12 protein-coding genes and 3 pseudogenes are annotated in these 10930 nt (G+C 66.8%); 6 read left to right on the top strand and 9 right to left on the bottom strand.

The window, feature by feature from the left end:
* From Q0379_RS11945 to Q0379_RS11925, 5 genes and pseudogenes are all read right to left on the bottom strand, one after another.
* A pseudogene (locus tag Q0379_RS11945) lies at positions 1-122 on the bottom strand (ATP-dependent Clp protease adaptor ClpS); the annotation flags it as partial.
* 42 nt (positions 123-164) lie between these two features.
* Positions 165-326, bottom strand: a pseudogene (locus tag Q0379_RS11940) (hypothetical protein); the annotation flags it as partial.
* Between the two features lie 22 nt (positions 327-348).
* Positions 349-1605 (bottom strand): DNA polymerase IV, encoded by a 1257-nt coding sequence (locus tag Q0379_RS11935; RefSeq protein ID WP_299008784.1) that lies wholly within the window; start codon positions 1603-1605, stop codon positions 349-351.
* Between the two features lie 197 nt (positions 1606-1802).
* Positions 1803-2693 (bottom strand): ROK family protein, encoded by an 891-nt coding sequence (locus Q0379_RS11930; protein WP_299008781.1) that lies wholly within the window; start codon positions 2691-2693, stop codon positions 1803-1805.
* Positions 2690-3337 (bottom strand): hypothetical protein, encoded by a 648-nt coding sequence (locus Q0379_RS11925; protein ID WP_299008776.1) that lies wholly within the window; start codon positions 3335-3337, stop codon positions 2690-2692. Before Q0379_RS11925 ends, Q0379_RS11930 begins: the two co-directional genes overlap by 4 nt.
* Before the next feature lie 121 nt (positions 3338-3458).
* On the opposite strand from Q0379_RS11925, the gene divK reads away from it, so the two are divergent.
* From divK to Q0379_RS11905, 4 genes are all read left to right on the top strand, one after another.
* Entirely contained in the window at positions 3459-3836 is a 378-nt protein-coding gene (gene divK / locus Q0379_RS11920; protein ID WP_013079896.1) for a cell-cycle response regulator DivK, read from the top strand.
* On the top strand, positions 3833-5197 hold the full coding sequence (locus Q0379_RS11915) for a PleD family two-component system response regulator (RefSeq protein ID WP_299008769.1): 1365 nt from the start codon (positions 3833-3835) through the stop codon (positions 5195-5197). Before divK ends, Q0379_RS11915 begins: the two co-directional genes overlap by 4 nt.
* A 104-nt stretch (positions 5198-5301) precedes the next feature.
* Positions 5302-6966 carry an alkaline phosphatase family protein gene (locus Q0379_RS11910; protein WP_299008787.1) on the top strand — a complete coding sequence of 555 codons (1665 nt, stop codon included), beginning with the start codon at positions 5302-5304 and terminating at the stop codon, positions 6964-6966.
* An 80-nt stretch (positions 6967-7046) separates the two neighbouring features.
* Positions 7047-7289: a hypothetical protein gene (locus Q0379_RS11905; RefSeq protein ID WP_066681935.1), complete on the top strand. Its 243-nt coding sequence runs from the start codon at positions 7047-7049 to the stop codon at positions 7287-7289.
* 86 nt (positions 7290-7375) lie between these two features.
* Here the strand turns inward: Q0379_RS11905 and rpmG are convergent, their stop codons facing one another.
* The 3 genes from rpmG to Q0379_RS11890 form a co-directional block, all read right to left on the bottom strand.
* Positions 7376-7543: a 50S ribosomal protein L33 gene (rpmG, locus tag Q0379_RS11900; RefSeq protein ID WP_004620056.1), complete on the bottom strand. Its 168-nt coding sequence runs from the start codon at positions 7541-7543 to the stop codon at positions 7376-7378.
* An 81-nt stretch (positions 7544-7624) separates the two neighbouring features.
* A complete protein-coding gene (locus Q0379_RS11895) occupies positions 7625-8092 on the bottom strand; it encodes a DUF6265 family protein (protein ID WP_299008757.1) in 468 nt (155 codons plus the stop codon).
* 34 nt (positions 8093-8126) lie between these two features.
* Positions 8127-8855: an NUDIX hydrolase gene (locus Q0379_RS11890; protein ID WP_299008754.1), complete on the bottom strand. Its 729-nt coding sequence runs from the start codon at positions 8853-8855 to the stop codon at positions 8127-8129.
* Positions 8856-8976: 121 nt separating this feature from the next.
* Between Q0379_RS11890 and Q0379_RS11885 the strand changes: the two genes are divergently transcribed.
* Entirely contained in the window at positions 8977-10272 is a 1296-nt protein-coding gene (locus Q0379_RS11885; RefSeq protein WP_299008750.1) for an amidohydrolase, read from the top strand.
* Between the two features lie 100 nt (positions 10273-10372).
* A complete protein-coding gene (locus tag Q0379_RS11880; RefSeq protein WP_299008747.1) occupies positions 10373-10819 on the top strand; it encodes an ion channel in 447 nt (148 codons plus the stop codon).
* On the opposite strand, the pseudogene Q0379_RS11875 reads toward Q0379_RS11880, so the two are convergent.
* A pseudogene (locus tag Q0379_RS11875) lies at positions 10764-10930 on the bottom strand (aminotransferase); the annotation flags it as partial. The gene Q0379_RS11880 and the pseudogene Q0379_RS11875 sit on opposite strands and share 56 nt — an antisense overlap.

The following is a 10930-nucleotide window of genomic DNA, read 5'->3' as shown; positions in this document are numbered from 1 at the left end:
GTGTAGTCGTCGTTGAGAATCAGAACTCGATACAGCGAAGGCTTCTGCGTCTTCGGTTTCACTTCCGTGACGACCGACGACCCAGCGCCGTTGCTTTGTCCGCCTTGCTTCCGCTCGGCCATCGACTTGTTCTCTCCTGGCGAGCAAATCACCCGCCTGTCATGGATTAGATATTTAAACGCGGCGGCTTTGGAAGAGGCCGAAGCGCCGCTGCGCCGCTTTAGCACAGGGGCGCCGCGGAAATCGGCTTCACGATTGGGAGAGCGACGACCGCGCGCGAACGGTTCCGTGGTTGAGAGGCCCAAATGGTGAACGGGATGTCGCACCGCAAGAGGGCGAACGCGCGACTCAGCGGCTCTTGAGCGCCCGGCCCGTAACGACAGCTGCGGCGCCGAACTTTCCGCGGAGCGCATCGATGGCGGTCTCACTTTTTAGCGAGCGGCGCTCCTCGTCGGCGAACATGTCCGAGCCCGCGGTCTCGGAGTCTACGAATTCGGTCAGCCCCGCGCCGATCAGGCGATAGGAAAGACCCTTGGGTTCGGCGGCCAAGAGCTCCCGCGCCACCTGGAACAGGGTGCGGGCGGTCTGGGTCGGTACGGCCAGGGTGCGGCGGCGCGTGTGGATCTTGAAGTCCGGGGTGCGCAGCTTCAACGTCGCCACGCGTCCCGCGACCCCTTCCTTGCGCGCCTGCTTGGCGACCTTCTCGCAGAGCGGCCAGAGCTCGTCCTCAAGGTCGTCGCGCTTGTGCAGGTCGTCGTTGAAGGTGGTCTCGGCGCTGATCGTCTTGCGGGCCTGATCGGGATCGACGATGCGGCTGTCCTGGCCGTGGGCCAGACGGTGAAGGCGCAGACCGCCAGAGCCCAGCCGATTGGCCAGCAGCTTCAGGTCGGCGGCGGCGATATCGCCCACCGTCTTCAGTCCGATCTCGGCCAGGGCGGAGACGGTGGCCGGGCCAACGCCGGGCAGGATGCCCACCGGCTTGTTGGCGAGAAAACTCTGCGCCTCGGCCGCCCCGATCGCCGAGAAGCCGCGCGGCTTGTCCAGCTCCGAGGCGATCTTGGCCAGGAACTTGTTGGGCGCGAGGCCGATCGAAACGGTCAGGCCGATGTCCCGCTCGATCTCTGCCTGGAGCTTGGCCAGCATCACCGCGGGGGGCGCGCCGTGCAGGCGCTCGGTCCCGGTCAGGTCGATCCAAGCCTCGTCCAGGCTCAGCGGCTGGATCAGGGGCGTCAGACGATCGAGCTTCTCGTGGATGCGTCGGCTCTCTTCCTTATACTTGGCGAAGTTCGGCTTGATGACGACGGCGTCGGGGCACAGCTTCAGAGCCTTGAACATCGGCATGGCCGACTTCGCGCCGCTCATGCGGGCGATGTAGCAGGCGGTGGTCACCACCCCGCGCTTGCCGCCGCCGACGATCACCGGCTTGTCGCGCAGCGAGGGATCGTCCCGTTTCTCGACCGAGGCGTAGAAGGCGTCGCAGTCCAGGTGGGCGATCGAGAGCGTTCCGAGCTCTTCATGAAACACCGTGCGCGGCGAGCCGCAGGACGGGCAGCGCGCGGCCTTGGCCTCGCCCGTCCACCCGCAGTCGCGGCACAGGGATTTCATCGGTGATTCCGCTCCTGGACTTAAGATCCGCCTCCCTAGGCCTTGTGCCTAGGGCCCATCGTTCAGCGCGTTCGGCGCTGGAGAGCGACCTCCAAGGATTGCCGAGACCATTTTCAACGACACAGCCCAGCGGCGCCATGGGTCCTCGCCACAAGGGGCGAGGAAGGCGGGGAAGAATTGCGCTCGGGGAGGCTCCCTTAGGCCTCCCGCGGCCACAGCCAGGCCGCGCCGCGGACGCCCGAGCTGTCGCCGTGAATGGCCTTCCGCACCGGCGTCTCGAAAACGTCGGAGAAGACGTGCGGGGCGATGGCGGCCTGCAGGCGCTCATAGAGGACGTCGACGTTCGACATGCCGCCGCCCAGCACGATGACGTCGGGGTCGATCAGGTCGCAGACCACGGCCAGGGCGCGGCCCAGCCGATCGACATAACGGTCTAGCGCGGCGGCGGCCGAGGCGTCGCCGGCGGCGATCGCGTCCATCGTGGCTTGGCCGTTTGGGAAGCCGGCGTCGCGGGCGAAGCTGGGGCCGGCGATCCAGGTCTCCAGGCACCCCTTGCGGCCGCACCAGCACTCCCGCCCGGGATATTCTTCCGGCTTGGGCCATGGCAGGGGGGAGTGACCCCATTCGCCCGCCACGCCGTTGCGGCCGTCGATGATCTTGCCGTCGACCACCACGCCGCCGCCGCAGCCCGTGCCCAGGATCGCGGCGAAGACCACGCGCTCGCCGGCCCCCGCGCCGTCGGCGGCCTCGGACAGGGCCAGGCAGTTGGCGTCGTTGGTCAGGCGAACGGGCCGGGCCAGGCGCTGCTCCAGGTCCTCGCCGAAACGCTGGCCGTTCAGATAGACGCTATTGGCGTTGCGGATCAGGCCGGTGCGGGGCGAGATCGAGCCGGGGATGCCCATGCCCAGGCGGGCGCAGGACGCGCCGGCCATGGCTTCAGCGTCAGTCACCAGCTCGGCGACGACCTCCAGAGCGGCATTATATTCGCCGGGGTTGGGCTTGCGCACGCGCGCGACAAAGGCCCCGGCCTCGTCGATGGCGGCGGCTTCAATCTTGGTGCCGCCGAAATCGATGCCAAAACGGATCATGCGAACAGACGCTCCTCGATGGCCTTCTTCAGCAGCGGCCATTCGTCGATACGGACATGGCGGTCGGGCGCGGACGGGGCGAGCGGGCGCAGGCGCTCGTCGCTGACCATCTGGAAGCGTCCAACCGTGGGCGCCCTTTCCGCCACCGATTCCAGCTGCGGCAAAAGATCGTCGATGAAGACGGCGGAGCCCGAGGTGCGCGCCGCCAGCTCGGCCGCGGCCGGACCCTTGGGCCCGGTGTTGATGATCAGCGGATAGTCGAAGCCGTGGGTCTTCAGCCACTGGGCGCGCGCCAGGCGGCCATGCTCGGGCGCGTTGGTCAGGATCACCACCTCGGCGCGGGTCGAAAGGTCGGCCAGGGCGTCGGCCGCGCCCATGGCGGGCGGCAGATCCTCGGCCCCGTCGCGGAAGAAATCGTCGAACAGGGCCTTGCCCGCGATCAGATCGAGGTGTTCGCTCTCTCCGGGGCGATAGATGTTCTGGAACAGGGCGAACCGATCCACCCGCAGCTCGAAGCCGTATCGGGCGATGAAGGCGCCGAAGCCGAGCATGAACTGGGCCAGGACTTCGTCGACGTCGACGATCACCAAGGGGGCGTTGGGGCTCACGGCGCAGGTCTGGAGATCGGTAAGGCGAGGTTCCATGGGCTCTTGGCGGTCGTTCAAAAAGCGATTAGCGGGCGCTTAAGGATATTTGTGCGAACAACTTCTGGAAGGTGGCGCGAATCCGCAGGCGTCGCCACATGACCGTACGGTCGGGGTAAGGATGACGAAGAAGGTCCTCATCGTGGAGGATAACGAGCTGAACATGAAGCTCTTTCATGATCTGCTCGAGGCCCAGGGTTACGAGACCCTGCAGACCCGCGAGGGTCTGTCGGCGCTGTCCATCGCCCGCGACAACAAGCCAGACCTGATCCTGATGGACATCCAGCTGCCCGAGATCTCGGGCCTGGAGGTCACCAAATGGCTGAAGGAAGACGAGGAGCTGGCCCATATCCCGGTCGTCGCCGTGACCGCCTTCGCCATGAAGGGCGACGAGGAGCGCATCCGCGAGGGCGGTTGCGAGGCCTACATCTCCAAGCCCATCTCGGTCGTCCACTTCCTCGAAACCATCAAGCGCCTCCTCGAAAGGCAGCCTGCATGAGCGCTCGGATCCTCGTCGTCGATGACATCGAGGCCAATGTCCGCCTGCTAGAAGCCAAGCTGGCGGCCGAGTACTATGAAGTTTCCACCGCCATGGACGGCCAGACGGCCCTCGACATGGCCCGACGCGATCCGCCCGACATCATTCTGCTGGACGTGATGATGCCCGGCCTCGACGGCTTCACCGTCTGCCGCAAGCTCAAGGAAGATCCCGCCACCCGCCATATCCCGGTGGTGATGATCACCGCCCTGGACGGCCGAGCCGACCGGATCCAGGGGCTGGAGGCCGGGGCCTCCGACTTTCTCACCAAGCCGATCGACGACGTCATGCTGTTCGCCCGCGTGCGCAGCTTGACCCGCTTCAAGCTCGTGATCGACGAGCTGCGCCAGCGCGAGGCCTCGGGGCGCCGCATCGGCGTCATCGCCGGCGCCGCCGCTCGCCTGGACGGCCTGGGCGGCCGGGTGCTGGTGGTCGACGACAACGAACGCCAGGCCGAGCGCCTGGCGGGCGAACTGGCCGCCGATCACCGTCCGGTGGTCGAGACCGATCCCGAGACCGCCAAGGTCAGCGCCAGCGGTCCCGTCGACCTCGTCATCGTCAACGCCGCAGCCAAGGGCTTCGACGGCCTGCGCTTCACCGCCGCCCTGCGCTCGGACGAACGCACGCGCCACCTGCCCGTGCTGGCCCTGGTCGATCCCGACGATCGCGCCCGCATGGTCAAGGCGCTGGAGATCGGGGTGAACGACATCCTGACGCGTCCGGTGGATCCGCAGGAGCTGTCCGCCCGCGCCAAGACCCAGATCCAGCGCAAGCGCTACACCGACTATCTGCGCAACAACCTCGACCATTCGCTGGAGCTGGCGGTCACCGACCAACTGACCGGCCTGCACAACCGCCGCTACATGGTCGGCCAACTGGAGACCCTGGTGCGCCGCGCGGCGATGGGCGGGGACGAGGTCTCGGCCCTGCTGATCGACATCGACCACTTCAAGAAGATCAACGACACCTTCGGCCATGACATCGGCGACGAGGTGTTGCGCGAGTTCGCCCTGCGCCTGGCCTCCAACGTGCGGGCCATCGACCTGCCGTGCCGCTACGGCGGCGAGGAGTTCACGGTCATCATGCCCGAGACGCGGATGGCCGACGCCATGCGCATCGCCGAGCGGATCCGCAAGCACGTGTCGGCCTCGCCGTTCAAGGTCGCCAATGGCGAGGAGATGCTGAACGTCACCGTCTCGGTCGGCGTCTCGGCCACCGGCGGTCCCGAGGACACCCCCGAAGCCCTGCTCAAGCGCGCCGACGAGGGCGTCTATGAAGCCAAGGCCAGCGGCCGCAACACGGTCGTCGGCAAGGCGACCTGAGGCTACGGCGCCCGCGGTAGGGGCGGCCAGCGACATTTCAGCCTTGAAACCCTTCCGTCCTTGCACGGATCAACCATTCGGGCGAAATCGCTCGGATGAAGACGATGCTTACCCGCGGCGCGCTCGCCGCCGTGCTGGCGACCAGTTTCGCCGCGACCGCCGCCTCCGCCGCCGAGACCAAGCCGGATCCCAAGCTGGTGGTCGTGATCTCGGTCGACCAGTTCAGCGCCAACCTCTACGCCCAGCACCGGCCCGAGTTCGTCGGCGGCCTGGCGACGCTGAGCCAGGGGATCGTCTATCCCAACGGCTACCAGTCGCACGCCTTCACCGAGACCTGCCCCGGTCATTCGACCCTGCTGACGGGCAAGCATCCCAACAAGACCGGCATCAGCGCCAACGACTGGTACGACCGCGCCACGGGCAAGACGGTGTACTGCCTGGCCGACCCGACCGTGACCCTGGCCGATGATCCGAAGGGCAGGGCGGTCTCGCCCGCCAACATGGTCGCCACCACCTACGGGGACTGGCTGAAGGCGGTGTCGCCGACCAGCCGCGTGTTCGGCGTCTCGGGCAAGGATCGCGGCGCGATCACCATGTCGGGCCACAAGGCCGACGGCCAGTTCTGGTACCAGCCGGGCTTTGGCTTCACGACCTGGGTCGCGCCGGGCCAGAGCGCGCAGGAGCGCCTCAAACCCGTCGCGACCTTCAACGCCAAGCTGGCGGCGGACCTGAAGGCGCATCCGTTCACCTGGGATTACGCCAAGCCCTCGGCCAAGCGCTGCAAGGCGCTGGAGGCCGACTACGAGACCGGCGGCCGCCAGTGGCGCGCCGCCTTGCCGATCCCGGCGGCGGCCAGCGAGGCCGACAAGCAGCGCGACCTCTACGCCAGTCCGTATACCGACCAGGTGACCCTGGAGCTGGCTCAACGTCTGCGGGAGACCTACGGCTTGGGCGACGGCTCGCAGGTCGACCTGCTGACCATCAGCCTATCGGCGACCGATTTCATCGGCCATCGCTACGGCACGCGCGGTCCGGAAATGTGCGACCAAATCGCGCGGTTGGACGCGCGTCTGGGCGTCTTCCTGAAGAGCCTGGACAAGGTGAAGGGCGGGGTCCTGGTCGTTCTCGCCGCCGACCATGGGGGCGCCGACTTCGCCGAGCGCCTGCACGACGAGGGCTACGGTTTCGACCGGGTGATCGGCAAGCCGTGGATCGCCAAGCTGAACGCCCAGCTGCGTTCGGATCTCGGCCTGTCCTGGGATCCGCTGATCGCGGATGGCGGCATCGACCAGATCTACGTCGTCGGGCCGGACCGCAAGACGCCCTCGCTCGCTGATCGCGCGCGCATCACCGCCGCCGCCCTGGCCTTGATCAATCGAGATTCTTCCGTGGCGCAAGCGTTTGATTCCAATGCCATCTTTACGATGGAGGCCGCGCCGGCCGACGCTTCGCCAGAGGAGCTTTCCGTGGCCGAGCGCGTGCGACGCAGCGCCTATCCGGGGCGGGTGGGCGACATCCTGATCGCCTTCAGACCCGATCGTGTGCCGGCCACGGCGGGCGCCACCTATGTCTCGACGCACGGCAGCCCCTGGGACTATGATCGGCGCGTGCCGATCCTGTTCTGGTGGAAGGGCGCGGCCCCGCACGAGCGCGTGTTGCCGCTCGACACGGTCGATATTGCCCCCACCGTAGCGGCGGCGACAGGCGTCAAGCCGCCGGCCGATATCGATGGCGTCTGCCGTGCCCTGGTCTTTGGCGAGAAATGCTAAGCATTGTTTAGTGTGCTTTCTTAGCTTTTCGCACACCTTCCTCGCGCATCCTCCCCGATACATCCTATGGGAGTGCGGGGATGATGAAGTCGAAGATCAGTTTCAGAAAGCGCGCGCCGACCGGTCGCTGGTTGCTTCTCGGTCTGGCGATTTGCTCGGTTCTTTTCTTGGTCGGTGGGGCGACCTTCGACCAGCCTGCTAGCGGGCTTTCCAACCTGGCCATGATCGGCGCGTTCGTCGCCGTCTGCGTCGGTCCGATCCTGCTGGCCCTGACGCTGCTGTGGGGCAGCTTCACCCTTCTACGCTGGGTCTGGACGGGCTGAGCGCCAACGCTTCGGACAAGCGACCATAAAAAACGCCCGGCTATCGCTAGCCGGGCGTTTTCGTGTCTCAGCGCTAAAGAGCGATCTTACTTGATCTTGCCTTCGCGGAATTCGACGTGCTTGCGGACGACCGGATCGTACTTCTTCAGCACCATCTTCTCGGTCTTGGTGCGGGCGTTCTTCTTGGTGACGTAGAAGAAGCCGGTGTCCGCCGTCGAGTTCAGGCGGATCTTGATGGAAGCCGGTTTGGCCATGGTCGAATCCCTGCGGTGGTCGCGCAGGTTCCCGCGCGCTGGAAATAAGAGGCGCGGAACATACTCATCGGAGACTCAAAGTCAATTGCCGCGCGCGCAACGCTTGTAAGGAAAGTCCGCCGATCGGGCCTGTCCGCCGACCGAGCCTTCGATCCGCCCCACCAGTGTGTCCTTGTCGACGAAGCGATAGAGGATGCGCTGCGGAAAGTCGTGCTGCGGGTTCTCGAACACCACAGTGTCCTCGCTCAGGCTTTTGAGGGGGAAGGCGGCTTCGGCCTGGCCGGAAGGCTGGGCGACATAGCGTAGCTTGCCGTCCGAGTCGCGGTCGATGCGCAGGAACTCGTACTCGCGCACTTTTCCATCGCGCACCGTGCGGCTCATGCCCAGCAGCAGCCCACCTTCTTCTGGCAGCCATTGTTCGACAGTACGACCGTTGGGGACGATCCGCTCCCAACAGCCGGCGAGGCGGCCGCCGATGACCCTCTCGGCCGGCGGAGTTGTGGCCGCGACCGGCCAGGCCGCCAAGGCCCCGAAAAGGAGTACGCTCATGCCCGCGACGCGCATCAAGGCCTCAAGGCTATGACTACAGATGCGTCAGATGACGCTTGCCGTTCAGGAAGCGCATGAACGGCGCCGGCCGTCCAGCCTCGGCGAGCCTTTGCCCGACCTCATGCACGACGAAGCGCGTGATGTTGGGCAGGTCCAGCGCCATGGCCTCCTCGAAGTCCACCCAGGCGATCTCGTCCAACTCGCCGCAGTCCGGACGGCGATCCAGCGACAGGAGCGCCTCGGCGGGGGCCATGAAGAATCGGGCGTCGAACCGGCGCGGGCGATAGGGCGGGGTGATCGCCCGCGCCACGAAGCTCAGCGGGGCCAGGTCGGGCAGGGCGCCCTGGGCCAGGAAGGGCCGCCAGGGGCCGGCGCCGGGGCGCTCGGGAGCTGGGCTCGCCAGCAGGAGCCCGGTCTCCTCGAACGTCTCCCGCACGGCCGCGAGGGCCAGGGCGCGCGCCAGACGCGCGGGCTTGGGATGGCGGGGGTCTTGCTCAAGACGGACGGCGACCTCGGAGGCCAGCTCGCTGGCGCTCGGGGCGTCATAGTCGGTCCGATCGACCCGGCCGCCGGGGAACACCCACTTGTCCGGCATGAAAGCGTGGCCGTGGTTTCGCCGGCCCATCAGCAGGCGCGGCCGGGGGCCGTCGTTGCGGACGATGATCAGGGTGGCCGCGTGCTTGGGCTTCAGCGCCGCGCCGGTCTCGCGCACGGCGCCGTCGTTGATCGTGTCGAATTTCGCGTCGATCGGCGGCAGGCTCATGGGTGAAGGTTAGACCGATCCGCGCAACTGCATAGGGCGACGTAGCGTCAAGGTCGCGCTCGGCTTGACCCTCCGCCGCGACGCGACGCAAGCTCGCGACGCTTTTGTGAGGGGCTCTGCGATGATCGGACGGATTTCGACCCTGGCGCTGGTCGCCGGACTGGCTTTTGGCGCGCCCGCTATGGCCGCGCCGACGGCGGCGCAGGTCGCCGCGGCGGCCAAGGCGGTCCAGCCCAAGGTCGTGGCTTGGCGGCGGGACATCCACGAGCATCCCGAGCTGGGCAATCAGGAAGTCCGCACCTCGGCCCTGATCGCCAAGGAGCTGAAAGCTCTGGGCCTCGAGGTCCGCGAGAACGTGGGCAAGACCGGCGTGGTCGGGATCCTGCGCGGCGGCAAGCCTGGCAAGGTCGTGGCCCTGCGCGCCGACATGGACGCCTTGCCGGTGGCCGAGAAGACCGGCCTGCCGTTCGCCTCCAAGGCCACCGCCACGTGGGAAGGCAAGACGGTGCCGGTCATGCACGCCTGCGGCCACGACACCCACGTCGCCATGCTGCTGGGAACCGCCACGGTGCTAGCCGGCATGAAGAAGGACATCCAGGGCACGGTGGTCTTCATCTTCCAGCCGGCCGAGGAGGGGCCGCAGGCGGGCGAAGAGGGCGGCGCCAAGCTGATGATCCGCGACGGCGCGCTGGACAATCCCAAGGTCGACGCGATCTTCGGCGTCCACATCGGTCCCGGTGACGCTCACATGCTGAACTACCGGCCGCAGGGCTTCTACGCCGGCTCGGACCGCATCACGATTACGGTGAAGGGCAAGCAGACCCACGGCGCGAGGCCCTGGGCGGGCGTCGACATGGCCAGCGTCGCCGCCGACATCGTCCAAGCCATGAACCAGATCGCCGCGCGTCAGGTCGATGTCGGCGCCCAGCCGTCGGTCGTGACCCTGGCCGTGATCAACATGGGCATGCGCCAGAACATCATCCCCGAGGATCTGAAGATGGAAGGGACGATGCGGACCTTCTCGCCCGAGCGGAAGGCCGAGCTGGTCGACAAGATCACCAAGAGTGTCACCGCCATCGGCGACCGCTATGGCGCCAAGGCCGAGGTCGCCTTCACCCAGCCCTATCCGGTGACCTACAACAATCCCGAGCTGTCGAAGTGGGTGAAGGCGTCCCTGCTCAAGGCCTCCCCCAAGGTCGACGACAACGCCGCCCTGGTGACGGGCGCCGAGGACTTCTCGATGTACGCCGAGAAGGTCCCCGCGGTGTTCGTCCAGCTGGGCGGCCGCAAGGCCGACGTGCCGGCCGCCACGGCGCCGGCCAATCACTCGCCGTATTTCGACGTCGACGAGGCCGTGTTCGAGACCGGCGTGAAGGCCGAGGTCTTCATGGCGCTGGATTATCTGGCGAAGAAGTAGCCTGAAGTTCCGCGCTCGCTTTCGTGGGCGCGGGATCAAAATTAAGCCCGATTGAGGCCGTCAGAAGCGGTTCGGCTCCATGGCCTTCAAGGGGAGGAAGATGGTCGAACTCTACGCTTTCGCGCTGGCGCTGGGCCTGATCTTCGCCGCGGTGATGGTCCACTACCAGGCGCTGCGGCTGCTGTCGGTCGGTCAGGACTCGCCTAGGCTATCGCGCCAGCTGAAGATCCTGCTGATCATCTTCGGCCTGATCATCGCCCATGTGCTTGAGGCTGGGTTGTTCGCCGGCGGCTACTGGGTCGGCGATCATGTCCTGAATTTGGGCGCGTTCGTGGGCGTGCCGGCGATGACCGCCAGCCAGCTGTTCTTCTTCTCGATCGAGACCTTCACCACCCAGGGCGTTGGCGACATCTATCCCGTTGGCGCGCTGCGGCTGATCGCCAGCCTGGAGCCGCTGGCTGGTCTGATCCTGATCGGTTGGTCCGGTTCGTTCACCTTCTTGGCGATGGGCCTGGATTGGCGGCTCGAGCGGAGAACCAAGGCGTGATCCGCCGCACGGCCTCTTCAACTTCCGCCGTCGACACCGCGAAGCTGAAGCGGATGAAGCGATGGCCTTCGACCGGGTCGAAGTCGACGCCGGGCGCGGTGCAGACGCCGG

Origin of the sequence: uncultured Caulobacter sp. (assembly GCF_937900395.1) — a bacterium.
Classification (GTDB): domain Bacteria; phylum Pseudomonadota; class Alphaproteobacteria; order Caulobacterales; family Caulobacteraceae; genus Caulobacter.
This window is presented reverse-complemented; position numbering and strand designations above follow the sequence as displayed.

Bases quoted from the DNA above. Each gene is read 5' to 3' on its own strand.
- Q0379_RS11935 (WP_299008784.1), bottom strand. From the start codon at position 1,605: ATGAAATCCCTGTGCCGCGACTGCGGGTGGACGGGCGAGGCCAAGGCC.
- Q0379_RS11930 (WP_299008781.1), bottom strand. From the start codon at position 2,693: ATGATCCGTTTTGGCATCGATTTCGGCGGCACCAAGATTGAAGCCGCC.
- Q0379_RS11925 (WP_299008776.1), bottom strand. From the start codon at position 3,337: ATGGAACCTCGCCTTACCGATCTCCAGACCTGCGCCGTGAGCCCCAAC.
- divK (WP_013079896.1), top strand. From the start codon at position 3,459: ATGACGAAGAAGGTCCTCATCGTGGAGGATAACGAGCTGAACATGAAG.
- Q0379_RS11915 (WP_299008769.1), top strand. From the start codon at position 3,833: ATGAGCGCTCGGATCCTCGTCGTCGATGACATCGAGGCCAATGTCCGC.
- Q0379_RS11910 (WP_299008787.1), top strand. From the start codon at position 5,302: ATGCTTACCCGCGGCGCGCTCGCCGCCGTGCTGGCGACCAGTTTCGCC.
- Q0379_RS11905 (WP_066681935.1), top strand. From the start codon at position 7,047: ATGATGAAGTCGAAGATCAGTTTCAGAAAGCGCGCGCCGACCGGTCGC.
- rpmG (WP_004620056.1), bottom strand. From the start codon at position 7,543: ATGGCCAAACCGGCTTCCATCAAGATCCGCCTGAACTCGACGGCGGAC.
- Q0379_RS11895 (WP_299008757.1), bottom strand. From the start codon at position 8,092: ATGAGCGTACTCCTTTTCGGGGCCTTGGCGGCCTGGCCGGTCGCGGCC.
- Q0379_RS11890 (WP_299008754.1), bottom strand. From the start codon at position 8,855: ATGAGCCTGCCGCCGATCGACGCGAAATTCGACACGATCAACGACGGC.
- Q0379_RS11885 (WP_299008750.1), top strand. From the start codon at position 8,977: ATGATCGGACGGATTTCGACCCTGGCGCTGGTCGCCGGACTGGCTTTT.
- Q0379_RS11880 (WP_299008747.1), top strand. From the start codon at position 10,373: ATGGTCGAACTCTACGCTTTCGCGCTGGCGCTGGGCCTGATCTTCGCC.